This window comes from Chromatiaceae bacterium, assembly GCA_016714645.1.
In the GTDB taxonomy this organism is placed as follows: Bacteria; Pseudomonadota; Gammaproteobacteria; order Chromatiales; family Chromatiaceae; genus M0108.
This window is the reverse complement of record JADKCI010000005.1, coordinates 333,622-349,799: the sequence shown is the minus strand read 5'-3', so window position 1 is coordinate 349,799 and position 16,178 is coordinate 333,622. Positions and strand designations below refer to the sequence as shown.

15 protein-coding genes are annotated in these 16,178 nt (G+C 63.4%); 10 read left to right on the top strand and 5 right to left on the bottom strand.

Features of this window, described 5'->3' with window-relative positions; all coding sequences use genetic code 11:
• Positions 1–45: 45 nt before the first annotated feature.
• The 5 genes from IPN92_18190 to IPN92_18170 all read left to right on the top strand — a co-directional run bounded on the left by IPN92_18190 (position 46) and on the right by IPN92_18170 (position 8,345).
• Positions 46–1,326, top strand: coding sequence for an efflux RND transporter periplasmic adaptor subunit (locus IPN92_18190; protein MBK8640116.1), 1,281 nt, complete (start codon positions 46–48; stop codon positions 1,324–1,326).
• Complete coding sequence (locus IPN92_18185) at positions 1,323–4,475, top strand: multidrug efflux RND transporter permease subunit (GenBank protein ID MBK8640115.1); 3,153 nt, start codon at positions 1,323–1,325, stop codon at positions 4,473–4,475. The genes IPN92_18190 and IPN92_18185 overlap by 4 nt, the downstream gene beginning before the upstream one ends.
• A gap of 123 nt (positions 4,476–4,598) precedes the next feature.
• Entirely contained in the window at positions 4,599–5,960 is a 1,362-nt protein-coding gene (locus IPN92_18180) for a TolC family outer membrane protein (protein ID MBK8640114.1), read from the top strand.
• 24 nt (positions 5,961–5,984) lie between these two features.
• On the top strand, positions 5,985–7,088 hold the full coding sequence (gene aroC, locus IPN92_18175) for a chorismate synthase (GenBank protein MBK8640113.1): 1,104 nt from the start codon (positions 5,985–5,987) through the stop codon (positions 7,086–7,088).
• Positions 7,089–7,202: 114 nt separating this feature from the next.
• Positions 7,203–8,345 (top strand): MFS transporter, encoded by a 1,143-nt coding sequence (locus IPN92_18170; GenBank protein MBK8640112.1) that lies wholly within the window; start codon positions 7,203–7,205, stop codon positions 8,343–8,345.
• Here IPN92_18170 and IPN92_18165 read toward each other — a convergent pair whose 3' ends face one another.
• Complete coding sequence (locus IPN92_18165) at positions 8,346–9,179, bottom strand: hypothetical protein (GenBank protein ID MBK8640111.1); 834 nt, start codon at positions 9,177–9,179, stop codon at positions 8,346–8,348.
• A gap of 446 nt (positions 9,180–9,625) precedes the next feature.
• Here IPN92_18165 and IPN92_18160 point away from each other — a divergent pair, with 446 nt between their 5' ends.
• From IPN92_18160 to IPN92_18150, 3 genes are all read left to right on the top strand, one after another.
• A complete protein-coding gene (locus tag IPN92_18160) occupies positions 9,626–10,105 on the top strand; it encodes a C40 family peptidase (protein ID MBK8640110.1) in 480 nt (159 codons plus the stop codon).
• Between the two features lie 164 nt (positions 10,106–10,269).
• The gene (locus IPN92_18155) at positions 10,270–10,614 is read left to right on the top strand and encodes a high-potential iron-sulfur protein (GenBank protein ID MBK8640109.1); all 345 of its coding nucleotides are present in this window, start codon (positions 10,270–10,272) and stop codon (positions 10,612–10,614) included.
• 260 nt (positions 10,615–10,874) lie between these two features.
• The gene (locus IPN92_18150; GenBank protein ID MBK8640108.1) at positions 10,875–11,651 is read left to right on the top strand and encodes a hypothetical protein; all 777 of its coding nucleotides are present in this window, start codon (positions 10,875–10,877) and stop codon (positions 11,649–11,651) included.
• A 73-nt stretch (positions 11,652–11,724) separates the two neighbouring features.
• On the opposite strand, the gene cysZ is transcribed toward IPN92_18150, so the two are convergent.
• A complete protein-coding gene (gene cysZ, locus IPN92_18145; GenBank protein ID MBK8640107.1) occupies positions 11,725–12,498 on the bottom strand; it encodes a sulfate transporter CysZ in 774 nt (257 codons plus the stop codon).
• A 235-nt stretch (positions 12,499–12,733) separates the two neighbouring features.
• On the opposite strand from cysZ, the gene IPN92_18140 reads away from it, so the two are divergent.
• Together IPN92_18140 and IPN92_18135 are read left to right on the top strand one after the other, a co-directional pair.
• Entirely contained in the window at positions 12,734–13,729 is a 996-nt protein-coding gene (locus tag IPN92_18140; GenBank protein ID MBK8640106.1) for an SPFH domain-containing protein, read from the top strand.
• Between the two features lie 31 nt (positions 13,730–13,760).
• Positions 13,761–14,669 carry an SPFH domain-containing protein gene (locus tag IPN92_18135; protein MBK8640105.1) on the top strand — a complete coding sequence of 303 codons (909 nt, stop codon included), beginning with the start codon at positions 13,761–13,763 and terminating at the stop codon, positions 14,667–14,669.
• Here the strand turns inward: IPN92_18135 and IPN92_18130 are convergent.
• Genes IPN92_18130 through IPN92_18120 form a run of 3 tightly spaced genes read right to left on the bottom strand, consistent with a single transcriptional unit; the run spans position 14,654 to position 16,163 of the window.
• Positions 14,654–15,673 (bottom strand): PDC sensor domain-containing protein, encoded by a 1,020-nt coding sequence (locus tag IPN92_18130; protein ID MBK8640104.1) that lies wholly within the window; start codon positions 15,671–15,673, stop codon positions 14,654–14,656. The two genes, IPN92_18135 and IPN92_18130, sit on opposite strands and share 16 nt — an antisense overlap.
• A complete protein-coding gene (locus IPN92_18125) occupies positions 15,670–15,954 on the bottom strand; it encodes a type II toxin-antitoxin system RelE/ParE family toxin (GenBank protein ID MBK8640103.1) in 285 nt (94 codons plus the stop codon). The genes IPN92_18130 and IPN92_18125 overlap by 4 nt, the downstream gene beginning before the upstream one ends.
• Positions 15,954–16,163 (bottom strand): hypothetical protein, encoded by a 210-nt coding sequence (locus IPN92_18120; protein MBK8640102.1) that lies wholly within the window; start codon positions 16,161–16,163, stop codon positions 15,954–15,956. The genes IPN92_18125 and IPN92_18120 overlap by 1 nt, the downstream gene beginning before the upstream one ends.
• Positions 16,164–16,178: the final 15 nt, after the last annotated feature.

The following is a 16,178-nucleotide window of genomic DNA, read 5'->3' as shown; positions in this document are numbered from 1 at the left end:
GGATTATACTTCGCCGTCTTTTCCACCTAGTCCCGGTCCCACACCATGGCAGCCACCTCGCACCCCTTTACCCCTCCGATCCGCCGCGCGGGAATCCTTCTGGCCCTGCTCGCCCTCGGCGGCCTGGCCGCCCAGGCCGCCGACCCGGTCCCCGCGGGCGCGGAAAAGGCCCCCTTGCCCTCGGTGGTGGTCGCGGCGATCGAGGAAGGGTTGGTGGACAGGCAGGATCGCTTCATTGGGACTATCAAGGCCATCCAATCGGTGGAACTGAAGGCGCGGGTCGAGGGCTTCCTGACCCAACTGGCCTTCCAGCAGGGGGCCATGGTGACCGAGAACGAGCTGCTTTATCAAATCGAGCAGGCGCCCTTCCAGGCCGCCCTCGATAGCGCCAAGGCCGATCTGGGGGTCGCCCAGGCGGATCTGGTGGCGGCACAGGCCGATCTCCTGAATAAGCAACTCGACCTGGATCGCCAGGACGCCCTCATCAAAAAGGGCGATACCTCTCAGGCCGCGCGGGATAAGGCCAAGGCGCAGCGCGACGAGTCGGCGGCGGCGGTGGGGAAGGCCAAGGCGAATATCGACGTGGCCAATGCCGCTATCGCCACGGCCCAGATCAATCTCGGCTACACCACCATGACCAGCCCCATCGCCGGGCGCATTGGTCCGACCAAGTTCACCCAGGGCAATCTGGTCAATACCAGCAGCGGCACCCTGGCGACCGTGGTGCAACTCGATCCCATCCGCGGCGTTTTTTCCATACCCAGCGCCCTCTTTGTCAAGGTTGCCGAGTTGTCCAGCCAGGAAGGGCTGGACGCGGTGCGTGAAAAGTTTGTCCCCCAACTGATTCTGCCCACGGGCGAGACCTATCCTCACTTTGGCAAGATCGCCTTTGTCGATAATCAGATCGATGCCCGCACGGGCACCCTGGCCATCTATGCCGACTTCCCCAACCCGGATCAGATGCTGCTGCCGGGCCAGTTCATTTCAGCGGTGATCCACCGTGCCGAGCAGACGCGCCTGCCCCTGGTCCCGGCTTCGGCCATTCAGCGCACCAAGGACGGCGAACAGGTCTATGTCATTGGCTCGGGTAATCGCGTGGAGGTGCGCGAGATCAAGACCTCGACCCAGGTCGGCACCTTTTACGCGGTCACCTCGGGCCTGCAGGTCGGGGATATCGTCATCGTGACCGGCGAGCAGAAGGTCAAGGCGGGCATGGTGGTGAACCCGGTCAAGCAAAGCGCGGCGAAGGCCGCGACCCCGGCCCAGGGCGGGGATAAGACGCCAGCCCCCGCCAGTACGGGTGCCAAGCCGGAGAGCCGTCCATGATCTCCAAGGTCTTCGTCGATCGGCCACGGCTGGCGTCCGTGGTCTCCATCGTCCTGGTGGTGGCGGGTTTGCTCGCCATCAAGACGATCCCCGTGGCGCAATATCCCAACATCACGCCGCCGGTGGTCATGGTCAACGCCACCTACCCGGGCGCGGATGCCGAGACCATCGCCAGCACCGTGGGCGGCCCTATCGAGCAACAGGTCAATGGCGTCCAGGATATGCTCTATATGTCCTCGACCGCCTCCGCCGCCGGTACCTACAGCCTGACGGTGACCTTTGCCGTGGGGACGGACCCGGATATCGCCCAGGTCAACACCCAGAACCGCGTCTCCCAGGCCCTGGCCCTCCTGCCCCAGGAGGTGCAGCAACTGGGCGTCACGGTGCAGGCGGAGGCCACCAACCTCTTGTTGGTGATCAATGTTTTTTCGCCCGACGACAGCAAGGAATCCCTCTTCCTGTCCAATTTCGCCACCATCAATGTGCAGAACGAACTGGCGCGGGTGGCGGGGGTGGGTCAGGCCAACCAGTTTGGGCCCTTGAATTACTCGATGCGCATCTGGATCGAGCCGGAAAAGATGGCCGCCCTGGGCATATCGCCCCAGGATGTGGTTACCGCCATCCAGAAACAGAATCTTCAGGCCGCCCTCGGCGCGATCGGTGGGCCGCCCATCGGGGACGATCAGGTCTTCCAGTTGACCATCGTCACGGAGGGCCAATTGGTCAAACCCGAGGAATTCGACCAGATCGTGGTGCGCACCAGCACGGATGGCGGCATCGTGCGCGTCAAGGATATTGCCCGGGTCGAACTGGGTTCGGAGATCTACGCCTCCTTCTCGAATTTCAATGGCAAGCCGACGGCGGCCATCGGCCTCTATCAGGCCCCGGGCGCCAATGCCTTGCAGGTGGCCAGGGATGTGCGCGCTCAGCTCGAACAGCTCAAGTCGCGCTTCCCCGACGGCGTCGATGCCCAGGTCATGTATGACTCGACCCTCTTCGTGCAGGCCTCCATCACCGAGATCATTTCCACCCTGGCCATTACGGCGGTCATCGTGCTGCTGGTGGTGTACCTCTTCCTGCAGGACCTGCGGGCGACCATCGTCCCGGCCCTGACGATCCCCGTGTCCCTGATCGGCGTCTTCGCGGTGCTGCTGGCGGCGGGCTTCTCCGCCAACACCATCAGCCTCTTTGCCGTGGTGCTGGCCATCGGTCTGGTGGTGGACGACGCGATCGTGGTGGTCGAGAACGTGCAGCGCCTCATGCTGGAGGAGGGACTGGACCGGCGGGAGGCGACCTTGAAGGCCATGGAACAAGTCACGGGGCCCATCATCTCGACGACCCTGGTGCTCTTCGCCATCTTTGCCCCGGTGGCCTTTCTTCCGGGCATTACCGGGGGGCTCTTTCAGCAGTTCTCGGTGACCATCGCCACGGCGGTGGCGATCTCCGCCCTGAACGCCCTGACCCTCTCGCCCATGCTCTGCGCCCTGTTCCTTGGTACCCCAAAGGAGGCCAAGCGCGGCCCCTTCGCCTGGTTCAACAAGGGCCTCGACCTCACTCGTAATGGCTATGTGCGCCTGGTGGGCCTCATTGCCCGCCGCTCGATCGTGGCGGGCCTGCTGGTCATCCTCGTCGGCGGGGCCGCCGTCATGATCCTGGGCCGCCTGCCGACGGGCTTTATCCCCAACGAGGACCAGGGCGTCCTCTTTGCCGATATCAAGCTGCCCACGGGCGCGGCCCTCCCCCGCGCCACGCAGGTGCTGGCCGAGGTCCAAAAGATCGCCTCCTCCACGCCCGGGGTGGCCAATGTCCTGACTGTTACCGGTTACAGCATGCTCACCGGGGCGGCCTCCTCGAACAGTGGGCTGGGAGTCTTCGTGCTGGACCCCTGGGACCAGCGCAAGACCCCGGAGACCCAGATTCGCGGGCTGATCGCGGCCATGGAGGCCCGGTTCGCCGCCATCGCGGATGCGGAGGTGTTGGTCTTTCCACCGCCACCGATCCCGGGTCTCGGCACCGCGGGCGGCTTTACCTTCCAGCTCGAAGGGCTGGGGGGGCAGTCGTCCCAGGAATTGACCCAGGTACTGAACGGACTCATCGCCACGGCCCGCCAGGAACCCAGTATTGCCTCGGCCTATTCCACCTTCGACGCCACGGTCCCTCAACTCTTTCTGGATCTCGACCGCACCCAGGCGGAATACCTGAATGTGCCGGTGTCCGATGTCTTCTCGACTCTGCAATCGGTGTTTGGCAGCACCTTTGTCAATAACTTTACCTATCTGGGCCAGACCTACCAGGTCAATGTCCAGGCGGACAAGGCCGCGCGGTCGCGGGCGGATCAGATCGGCGAGACCTATGTCCGCTCCGCCACCGGCGAGATGGTGCCCGTCGGGGTACTGGCGGAGGTGCGCGATGATCTGGGCGCCGATCTGGTGTTTCGTTACAACCAGTTCCCCACCGCCGCCATCAATGGCAGCACGGCCCCGGGCCATGCCAGTGGCGAGTCCATGGCGGCCATGGCGGAGGCCGCGAAGAAGGCCCTGCCTCAGGGCTTTGGCTTTGAGTGGACCGGCATGTCCTTTCAGGAGGCGCAGCAGAGCGGGGGTACCGAGGCGGCCATCTTCGGTCTGGCGGTGCTCTTTGGTTATCTCTTCCTGGTCGCCCTCTACGAGAGTTGGACGATTCCCTTCTCGGTGCTGACCTCCGTCACCGTCGCCGTCCTGGGTGCCGCCGGGGGCCTCCTGATTGCCCACCTGGAAAACGATCTTTACTCCCAGATTGGGCTGGTGCTCCTCATCGGCCTGGCGGCCAAGAACGCCATCCTTATCGTCGAGTTCGCCAAGGAGCAGCACGAGGGCGGCAAGAGCCTGTATGACGCGGCCCTGGCGGGTGCCCGGATGCGCTTCCGCGCCGTGCTGATGACGGCCCTGGCCTTCATCATCGGCCTGATGCCGCTGGTGATCGCCACCGGTGCCGGGGCCAATTCCCGGGTTCACCTGGGTACCACGGTGCTGAGTGGCATGCTGGCGGCGACGGTCTTTGGCATCCTCATCATTCCTGGTCTCTATGTCATGTTCCAGGGGATGGCCGAAAAATCGGGTTCCTGGATCAAGGGAATGCGGGGCAAGCCTGGTGTGAAAACACCTGAGTGACCGGTGCTTTCCCGGATTGAGCCAGGGGAAGCCACTCCCTATAATGCGGCACCAGCGGGTGGGATACCGGGTTGGCATCCCACCCTTGCCCGACCTGATACCTTCCTCTAGGGAACCAAGACCATGCATAGACCTATCCTGACGGCCATCCTCGCCCTGGGGCTGACCGGTGCTGGTCCGGTCTGCGCCGAGGACCTAATCCAGATCTACGACCTTGCGGTGCTCGGGGACCCCGTCCTCAAAAGGGCCGAACAACAACTGCTGGCGACCCGCGAGGTCAAGCCTCAGGCCCTCGCACTGCTGTTGCCCAACATTGGGGTCACCGCCTCCGGTCAATATCAGAACGTGGAAGCCTTGGATGTCCCCGACGCCTTGGGTCGCACCCGAACCGTCCGGGATAATTTCGCTTCTGGCCAGGGAGCCGCCGTTCTTAACCAGACCGTCTATAACCGGGGGCAATGGATCGGCTTGCAGCGGAGCGCCGATGTCATCTCCCAGGCGGAGGCCGAGTATAAGACGAGCCAGATTCAGTTGATGGCGCGTACCGCCGAGGCCTATTTCAACGTCCTGCGCGCCGCGGATCTGGTGCGGTCCTCGGAGGCCTTGATGCGGGCCAACGAGCGCCAGTTGGAACAGTCTAAGCAGCGCTTTGACGTGGGCCTGGTGGCCATTACCGACGTCAACGACAACCAGGCCGCCTACGATCGGTCACGCGCCACCGTTATCACCAACAAAAATCAATTGGACAACGCCTGGGAGGCCCTGCGGGTCATCATCGGACCCATGGATGTGACCCTGGCGCGCCTGGGCGATAACCTGCCCCTCGCGCCACCGGCCCCTAATGACATTAAGGAATGGACTCAGGTGGCGTTGCAGAATAATTACACCATCCAGGCCGCCAGTCAGGCGGTGGCCGGAGCCAAGAAGCAGGTCGAGATCGAGCGTTCTGGCCACTATCCGTCCCTGGGCTTGCAGGCGGGTTATCAATTGGATCGGAGCGGATCGGAGGAATTAGGGGGGTTGGACACCAACGGCTCTTACATTGGCCTTAATCTGAATATCCCCATCTACCAGGGTGGCGCCGTCTCCTCCCGTACCCGGCAAGCGGGTCACAACCTGGGGGCGACACAGGAACAACTGGACGCGATTCGCCGCCAGGTCAATAAGGAGGTCACCGATAGTTTTCGGGGAGTCCTCTCCAGTATCAGCGAGGTAGAGGCGCGCAAGGCCGCCATCGTCTCGGCTACCAGCACCCTGGAATCCACGGAGGCTGGCCTCGAGGTCGGCACCCGTACCCAGGTCGATGTCCTGAATGCCCAAAGGCAGCTCTATGAAAATGAATATCTCTATCTTTCGGCTCGCTACGATTACATCATTTTCGGCTTGAAACTCTATCAAGCCACCAGCGGGCTGAACCGGGATGTGATCGATCGGGCCAATACTTGGTTGAATCCGAGTGAGCTCTTGACCCCTAACAGCTTCTAAGCGACCGAGCCTTCTCTCCAGCCCATGTCAGGCAACAGCTTCGGCAAATCCTTCGTGACCACCAGCTTCGGCGAGAGTCACGGCCCGGCCATTGGTGGCATCGTGGATGGCTGTCCGCCGGGGCTGGAGCTCACCGAGGCGGACCTGCAAGTGGATCTGGATCGGCGCCGCCCTGGCCAGTCCCGTCATACCACCCAGCGGCGGGAATCCGATCAGGTGCATATCCTCTCCGGCGTCTTCGAGGGCCGGACCACGGGCGCCCCCATTGGCCTGGTGATCTACAACGAGGATCAGCGCTCCAAGGACTACGCCGAGATCGCCGAAAAATTTCGGCCCGGTCACGCCGATTACACCTACAGCTATAAATACGGCCACCGGGATTATCGCGGCGGTGGCCGGTCCTCGGCCCGCGAGACGGCCATTCGGGTCGCCGCCGGGGGGATCGCCAAGAAGTACCTGCGTGATCGACTGGGGGTGCGGGTGCGGGGTTATCTCTCCCAACTGGGACCCCTTCGGCCCCAGGGCTTCGACTGGGAACAGGTCGAACTCAATCCCTTTTTCTGTCCGGATGCTGCGGCCGTGCCGGAACTGGAGGCCTACATGGACGCCCTTCGCAAGTCGGGCGATTCCATTGGCGCCGAGGTGACGGTGGTGGCCGAGGGGGTACCGCCGGGGCTCGGCGAGCCCATCTTCGATCGCCTGGATGCCGATATCGCCCATGCCCTCATGTGCATCAATGCCGTCAAGGGGGTGGAGATTGGCGCGGGCTTCGGCTGCGTGACCCAGAAGGGCAGTGAGCACCGGGATCTCATGACCCCGGAGGGCTTCCTGAGCAATCACGCGGGTGGCGTCCTGGGGGGCATTTCCAGTGGCCAGGATATCGTCGCCCGGCTCGCCCTCAAACCGACCTCAAGTATCCGTCTGCCGGGCCAGACGGTGGACCGCTGGGGGCAGGCCGCCGAGATCGTTACCAAGGGCCGCCATGACCCCTGCGTGGGCATCCGCGCCACGCCTATCGCCGAGGCCATGCTGGCCCTGGTGCTGGTGGACCACTGGTTACGCCATCGGGGCCAGAACGCGGACGTGACGCCCTCGGCGCCCCTTATCCCCGCCAGGGCCGGCGCTTAAAGGATTGGGTTCGGGCGATTCCCCGAGCCGTCCCTCCTCAACCGGCCTGACCCGCGGGGCCAGGTTGACTGGTCCCTAGCCCGGTTTCATGGCTTGCCATCCTTGGCCCCCTCCATGCCTTATTGGCGACTTTCCAGCTTCTACCTCTTCTATTTTGCCTCCCTGGGCGCCCTCTTGCCCTTCTGGGGTGTTTATCTCCAGGATCAGGGCTTCACGGCCCTGGCCATCGGTCAGTTGATGGCCATTCTCCAGGCGACCAAGATCGTCGCCCCCAACGTCTGGGGCTGGCTGGCGGATCGGACGGGGCGCACCCTGAGCATCATTCGGTTAGCCTCGCTCCTGACCTGGCTCGCCTTCCTGGGCATTTTCGCGGTCCAGGGCTTCTGGGGCACGGCCCTGGTGATGATGGTCTTCAGCTTTTTCTGGAATGCCTCGCTGCCGCAGATGGAGGTGGTGACCATCAACCACCTGGGCGCGCGGATGCGGCGTTACGCGGGTATCCGCCTCTGGGGGTCGGTGGGTTTCATCCTGGCGGTCACGGTGCTGGGGGTCCTGGTGCAGCGGCAGGGCAGTGGCGTGGTGCCCCTCATGGCCCTGGCCCTGCAAGTCGGGATCTGGATCACCAGTCTGCTGGTCGTGGAACGGCCGGTGGAAAGCCGCCCGGCGGCGGAGGGGATCTCCATCCTGAGCCTGGCGCGCCGTCCCGAAGTCGCCGCCTTCCTGCTCTGCGGTTTCTTCATGCAGATCAGTCACGGCGTTTACTATGCCTTCTACTCGATTTACCTGACCGAGACCGGCTACGCCAGCGGGACCATCGGCGCCTTTTGGGCCTGGGGCGTGGTGGTGGAGGTGCTGGTCTTCGCTATCATGCACCATCTGTTGGAGCGCTTCGGCGCGCGTCGCGTCCTCTTGACCAGTCTGGGCCTGGCCGTGGTGCGCTGGCTGCTGATTGGGGCCTTCGTGACCGAGCCAGTCATCCTCATTCTGGCCCAGGCCCTCCACGCCGCCACCTTTGGCGCCTTCCATGCCGGCGCCATCCATCTCACTCACCATTATTTTACCGGTCGCCTCCAGGGCCAGGGCCAGGCCTTGTTCGGCAGCCTCGTCTATGGCGCGGGTGGTGCCGTCGGCAGTTTGGGGAGCGGCCTTCTCTGGAGTACGGCGGGGCCCCAGGCGACCTTTGTCGCCTCCTCCCTGGTGGCCGCCCTCGGCTTCACGATTGCCTGGCTCTGGGTGGATCGTGAGCGAAGATTTTAGTCACTGCGGGTTCGACCAGGGCTCGCCGCCCTCCATCTCCCAGCCCGGTCCTGATGTCCTGACCCAGGGGGCCTCTTCCGGCACCATGCTGCGGCCATTGCTCGCCAGGAAGGCGCGTCGCGCACGTAAACGATGATTGACGCAGTCCGTCGGGTCCGCCGCGTTGTTCGCGTCCAGGCCCGCACAGGTGGGGGGTGGCACATACCTGGCCTCGAAGGCATCTTCCAGTTGGTAGATGGAGCGGTAAAGTTCTACCGGCTGTTGCTGGGCCAAGGCGGGCAGGGCCTCTGGGGGGACGCTTTGACCAAAGTCGAATTGGCCGATGGGGGGGAGATTCTTGCCGGGGGCACTGGCTACCGACCCGTTCAGGGCTGGCGTTGCCTCCAGGCGGGCACTGCCCAACCGGGCCCAGGGGGATTGGTCCGGGGCCTGGGGCAGGGCGATGAAGCCGCGATAGGCGATCCAAAACAGCAGAAAGGCCAGGCTCATGCCGACCAGATCCAGCAGGCGCCGGAAGCTCAGCCAGGAACTCGGGTAAGGCGGGTGGGAGGTCGGACGGCTATCAAACCCCTCGGCCCATAAGTCCGGCGCCGGTAGGGGCGGCACTGGCCTGGCGACCTCGCTGACCGGCGCCTTCGTCACGGCGGCGGGGCCATCCCCACGGATCAGTGCCCCTAGTGATTGGCCCAGCAGACGCGCCTCTTCCTCGGGATCGTCCGGGGCGGGTGGGGCAGGGGGCGGGTCCTGGGGTGCATTCGCCAGCCAGGGTTCCGGCCTGTCGTCTCTCAGTTCGGCGGGGCTCAGGGTACCGATGACAGGTTCTTGGTAGCTCATAACGGAAAGCGGCGGGGTGTTCATGTTGAGGGGTGGGGTAATCGGGGTCGCGACTGGCTCGTTCCATAGCATTGCTGGGACGAAATGACATCGGGCGAGGCCTTTACATGATAGCGCAAGGCGAAGACTGCTGGCCGGGCCGGATTCAGCGAGCGGCCGCTATACCCAAGATGCCTGAATTTGCGGATTCCCGGGCCGGGTGGCGGTTGGTGGCTGGCGGGGGACGCCGTGAATACATCCCTGTAGGCTTGGCGACAGCATCCCTGCTGTCGACACCCCCGCCAACCACCAACCGCCACCCGGCCCTCCGGCTTTATGTCGAAGCCTGACCAGCTTTAGGTATAGCTCAGGGTTCAGGCGTCTCGGGCGTTGACAATCCGCCTAGCCTGTATTAATAAAACTGCATAACAACCCCCTTGCATAACCTTCGACCAAAGGAGCGGAAGATGAGCGCTAAAGGCTGGGCTTTTCCAGGATGGCTTATCCTGGGCGGCTTGCTGTTGCTGCTAGCGGGTTGTGGGAGTATTGGTGACAAGTACGGGATCAAGATTCCTTCCGGACCGCGGGGCAAGGCGGTCACGGCGGCCCTGGAGGAGATCGGGACGCCTTATGTTTATGGGGGAACCAAGCCCGGAAAGGGCCTGGATTGCAGTGGCTTGACCCAACATTCCTACAAGAGGGCGGGGCTCAGGATACCGCGCGTCTCCACCGACCAGAAGGCCGATGCCAAGCCCGTTAAGTTGACGAAGGTCAAGCCGGGGGACCTCATCTTCTTCCGTGTCAAGGGTGATAGTCACGTCGGCCTGGTAGTGGACCCTACGCGTTTCGTCCATGCCTCCTCCAGCGCCGACGAGGTCAAGTTGGCCACTTTCACCGATGCCTTTTGGCGCAGTCACACGACCGGGGCCGGAACCTATTTCCGCTGAGGGCCTCGGCGGCCCGACCCCCGCCATGCCGCCAGCGGATTTCATACTATTGCCTTAAAGAGGGGTGGAGTTCCGCCCACGCATGGTGCAAAATTCCCATTAGACCCCTGACTCTAGGCCGGCGGGTCCTGCATCCCTACAATCCCCAAGAGGAGAAGACAGCAATGTCCGAGTTGAACAAGAGCCGCCGCGATGCCGTTAAGCTGATGCTCGCTGGCCTGGCCGCCGTGCCCGTTCTGAACCTTGTCGGCATGACGAGTGCCCAGGCCGCCGACCTGCCCCATGTGGACGAGGCCACCGACCCGACCGCCAAGGCCCTGAAGTACGTCAGCGATGCCACCAAGGCCACCCGCGTCGACAAGGCCGGCACCCCAGCCGCCAATCAGCACTGCGCCAACTGCCAATTCATTCAGGCCGCCGAGGGTGAGTGGCGTCCCTGCTCCCTCTTCCCCGGCAAGGCGGTAAACGCCAACGGCTGGTGCGCCTCCTGGACCTTGAAGGCTGGCTAAACCCAAGCTAAAAAGGTGACAAAACGGGGCCCGCGGGCCCCGTATTTTTTGGGGCACCCGGCTCACCGCACCAGATCCCGGGTGGCACCCTCCGCACCCGTGGAGGGTGCGCAATCCCATCGGCCTCTCGGTAACTTGGGTTATTAAGCAAATACTGATAATACAGGTTGCCTGTTCCTGGGTGCCTGTGGAAAATAAAGACTCCCGACGAAACCTGGCGTCACCCCGGCGCCCGACTGCTGTAACTGTTCGGTATCTTCATGTCCACCACCCTAGCCGCTTCGCGGACATCCCTGGTCTTTGTGCGGGGACTCGTCTGGGCCATCATCGGCCTCATTTATGCTCCGCTCTTTACCGCCCTCTTCGTCCTCTTTCAGGCCATGGGGTTAGGGCACTGGGCCTTCGCGCCCGCCGCCGCCATTGCCGGGGCGGTCGGGGCGGCCTTCTACAGCGCCCGCGAGGTCGCCCTGATCGGTGCCGTCATTGGTCTGGTAACGACCACGATCCTCTTCATGCTGATGCCGGGTACCGTCGCCTTTTGGCAGGTTGCCCTGGCGGCGGCCGTGGCGGGCGCCTTGCTGGGGCGGCTGACGCGTTTTCCGGACCAGTGCGCGCTCCAGGCGCCGGGCAAGGCCGTGGCGGGTTTGATGAGCGGCCTGGTCTGTGGGGCCCTGCTGGGGTTGGTGGAGATCTTTCACCCCGTAAACTTCAACCTCACGGCTATCGTCGCCTTCCTGGTATCGGTCAATGGCACCTCCTACTCGGCTACCGTCGGCTGGTGGCTGCGTCAGGCCAAGGTCAAGGGCGGCAAGCCTTGCCAGGTCATCGAGGCCATGGTGATCGGCATGGTTGCCACCGTCGCGGCCGGCAGTCTCTGGGTGTTTGGCGGGCCGCTGATTGGCGCCGTCGATGGAGGTTACTACGCACTGCTAGACGCCATCATGACCTTCCTGCCTGGGGCCATGTTTGGTGGCCTGATCGCGGGCGCCGTCACCGGCGCCTTGTTGGAGGCCTTCGATTTCGATTGGGTGGTTTGAGGCGGGCTGGCCGGAGGCAAGGTGGGCCATGACCAGGGGGTGGGCATGACTCCTGTGGACCTGTCCATCCGCCCTAGGCCGATGGGAAAATCCGTTTACCTCGCGCGTCGAACTCCTTGACCCACAGCGCCGTGGCACCCGCCACGGCGCTGGGCATGGCAATGAAATTGACCAATGGAATCATGGTCAGCGCGACGGTCGCCGCGCCGAAACCCAGGCTCAAAACCGGGCGTCCCCGGAGCCGTCGCCGAATCTCCCGAGCGCCGAGGCCCTGGTTACCCATGGGGTAATCGAGATATTCCAGCGCCAGGATCCAGGCGGAAAAGAGAAACCAGAGGAGGGGGCCTATCAGGGGTAGGACCAGGGACAGGCCAAAAAAGGGGATGGCCCACAGGAGGGCATACAACAGTTTCCTGATTTCGTCTAGCAGGGCGGGTAGGAAGGTGGTCAGGACCTGGCCCATGCCCGCTTCGCTGTCGGGAGGCCCACCGCGGAGGTGATTCGCGACCTTTTCCGCCAAGAGTCCATTGAAGGGTGCCGCGATGAGATTGGCAATCAGGGTAAAGCCCTGAAAGACCAGCACGACCGCCAGCAGGATGAACAAAGGCCAGAGAATCCAATCCAGACCCCGTTCCAGCCAGGCCAGCCAGTCTGGCAGGGTGGGCAGCAGGGAATGGAGCCAGGCGATCAGCCCCTCGAAGCGGCTGATGCCCCAGTAGAGGGCGGCGGCAAAAACCAGGATATTAATGGCCAGGGGAATGGCTACAAAGCGGCGGAGTCCGGGGCGGGCGATGAGGCGCATACCTTCGAGGAGATAGGCGGGACCGGAGACAGGATTGATGGCCATGGGTTAAGGCTAAAGGGGCTGGTTTTGAGGGGTGCGCAAGTATAGCCCGCCAGGTGGGTGCGGGGCAGTTTGATAGCCCGCGGGAGGGACGCCTGTCTCGGCGGAGGGCGATTCGACCGGGCACCCTGGCACCCAGCCATTCCCAGCGGTGCCAAGGCCGCCATTTTCCTGGGTTTCATCGCGCAGGCTGGGGGTCTATGCTTAACGGCACGCCGCTGTCACGAGATTTCCGCCCATGCTGCCCTTGGTCTTTTTTATCGGCATCCTGATCTACTTTACTGTCAGGGTTCTCATTCGTGGTTTCTACACCGTCAAGCCGGATGAGCGGGCGGTGATGACCAGCTTCGGCCGCGCCCAGCGGATGGGTAACGTCCTGGTGACCGACCCCTCCCTGGACGAGGAAGACCAGAAACGTTACCAATTCCCCGTGGTGCACGTCATTCGGCCCGGCGGTCCTTACTTCAAGTGGCCCTGGCAGGAGGTGCGCAAGGTCAGCGTCGCCACCCGTTCCCTGCCGCTGACCTGGGACCCCACCAAGAACCAAACCACGGTGGAGGCGGTAACCAAGGACAATCTGACCACGGGGGTGGACGGCCAGATCCGCTTCCGGGTCGCTGAACGCAACCTTTACGCCTATCTCTTCGGAGTTGCCCAGCCCCTGGAGCATGTGATGGGCTACTTCATCTCGGTGATGCGGGAGCGGGTGGCCAATTTCGTCGATCCGCGGGGCGCCTCTTTGCTGGCGAACCCTGAGTTGCCGGAAGACTCCCCGGAATATCTGTCCGCCGTGGCCTCCGACCTGTCCGAGGGGGTCTCCATCAACGACCTGCGCAAAAACCTGCCGCTGCTCAATGACTACATGGAGCAGCAGTGCCGCTCCACCGGGGCGCGCTACGGGATCGAGCTGGACGCGGCCCTCATTACCCAAATCGACCCGCCCCCCGAGGTGGACCGGGCCCTGTCGGCCATCAATAGCACCCGCAACCATGTGGCCGCCGATATCAGCACCGCCCGTGCCGATGCCGAGCAGCAGATCACCATGAGCAAGCGGGCGGTGGATATCGCCATGAACAATGCCCAGGCGGAGGTGGCGCCCCTCCATGAGTTGGCGGAGACCCTGACCGCCATCAAGGCCGAGGGCGGCGCCGCGGCCCTGCGCGCCTACCTGCGCAATATGCGGTTGCCGCTGCTCGGCCGGGCGCGCCGCATTGTCCGCGCCATGGGCGCCTAAGCCTGCAACGTCAAGGGAAGAGGAACATCACATGACTGGCGACTACAACCTCGATAACCTCCTGGCCCTCCTGCTCGGGGTCCTCTTTTTACCCCTGGTGCTGGGCCTGGCCCGTCGCCTCGGCCTCTATGCTATCGTCGCGGAACGCGAGGCCCAGGTCTTCACCCTCTTCGGCAAGGTCCTGGGCACCCTGGACGAGCCGGGCATCCGCTTTCCCATCGGCCATTTCGGCCTCAAGGCCCTGCTGGTGCCCTTTTTCGGCGAACTGCATCGCGTCGATACCCGGCTGCGCCAGAATTATCTGCGGGATCAGATGGTGAACTCGGGGGAGGGGACCCCCATGGGGGTAGGCATCTGGTACGAGATGCAGGTCAACGACACCGTGTCCTATCTCTTCGCCAATGCCAACCCGGAGGGTTCCCTGGAGGCGAATGTCTCCAGTGCCGCCATCTCGACCCTGAGCAATCTGGAGATGGACAAGATGCTGGAGGACCGCCATCAGCTCAGCCAGCAGGTGCGCCATACCGTTTCACCCCTATCGGAAAAGTGGGGCTACCGGCTGGGCTCCGTCTATATCCGCAAGGTCGCCTTCACGGACCGCCAGATGGTGGATAACATCACCGACAAGGTGGTCAAACGGCTGGTCCAGGTCACCAGCGCCATGAAGCAGGACGGGGAGAATCGCGTCGGCCTCATTAAAAGCCAGACCGCCTACAAGGTCTCCCAAAAGATGGCCGAGGCCTCCGCCGCCCGTCCCGCCGTGGTGGGCGACGCCCTCAATGCCATTGCCCGGCAGGACCCCGAGGTCCTGGAGGCCGTGCTGGAGGTGCTGGAAACCCAGAAGCTCATCGAATCCGGCGCCCCGGTGGAGCTGGTGCCCACCGAGACGCGGGTCCTGGTATCCCTGGGCGCGGCGGGCCCCCATCAGGCGGGAGACTGATCCCCCGAGCCGGTCCCTCGCGACGCCAGGGCGCCCTCATCCTCCAGGACGCAGGGCTGCCCCGAGCCCAGCCAGAATTCGAGGCTCTTGTGCAGGAAATCATCCCAAGGCATGTAATGGGAGCCGTCGCAGGAGAAGTTTAGGCCCACGATGCCATTGAAGATGTTGAGGGACCCCGAGCGCAGATAGATATTCTCGTCCATGAAGCGCAGGGCCTTGAAGGTGGTAAGGACCTCGCCAACCCGGTTTTGAGGGATAGCGGCATCCTCGGGATAGGGTCGGGGCGGGTAGGCCAGGCAAATACCCGGATCGGCGAGATCCTCGTAGTCCAGAATCCGGTAGCGGAAGGGATCGTCCATCAGCCAGAGGTTGGCCCGGGAACTGGAGAAATGCAGTTTGCCGTGAAAGACGCCATGGGCGGTGATGAGTTCGGCGATTAGGGCCAGAATCTCGTCGATGTGTCGATCCAATAGGCTCTCGACCCGCTCCTGATGAAAGAGCCCCGCGCGGATGGCGGGATCGCCCTTGAGTTGCACCCATTGCTCGGGTTGTTCGTAGAGTTTGCGCGTCAGCGGTAGATCCCGCAGATCGAAATCGGCGCCAAGAAAGCCCATCAGCTTGCCGGACGCGTCCTCGATCCGCCGAATGGCGGTGAGGGATGGGCGCCGGGCATTGCGGCTGATATAGATGGGTGACAGGGAGAAGCGCTCCCCAGCCAGCGCCTCGGTCAGGTAGGGACGCTGGCCACGGTCGCGACCAAAATGCTCGGGCAGCAGACCCTGGGGCGAGACGTTGGCGGTCAACTGCCGGGCCTCGGCGTCGAGGATATAGATGTATTTGCAGGAGGCGAGCCCGGGAAGCGCGAGGAGCAGGATGCCCTCCAGCGCCGCCCGATCGGGCCAGGCAGTGCGGCAGGGCGCCACGAGCCGGTCCAGTGCGGTGGCCAGACGCCCCTGCAACAGCATGCGTTGGCGGGCGACGATCGTCTTGAGCGCATGGCTCATCCTTGGTTCTCCAACCGTTTGAGATTACGGTAAAAATTTTCGTGGGGGCCGAGCATCAGTAGCTTCAGACTGGCTTCGTCAAGCCTGCGGTAGGCCAATAGGCACAATTGGTCTCCAAGCCGAAATTTATAGACCTGGATACCCGCGAGATCTCCAACTTTGGCCTCGCCGACCTGGGCATTGCTGGCAATCATTTTCACCGCCTCGTCAAGGTCAGCCTTTTGTCGAGGGTGCAGTTTCTTGACGGTACGCTCGAAGGTTGGGGTGACGAGAAGGCGCATCAACCGAATTTGTACTCGCCGATGGGCTCTTCCTGATCCGAGATCAGGATGTCGCGAATCACGCTATAGGGCAGGTCCGGATTTTCCTCGGCGATTTTGCCGATGCGTGTCCAGAATTCGATTTGCTTAGGCAGGGACCGCTGCTGAAGGGTTGCGTAACGCTTGGCCTGATCGACCAGGGTTGCGGAGAGTTTGACGTTGATGGACATCCTGGCCTCCTGAAA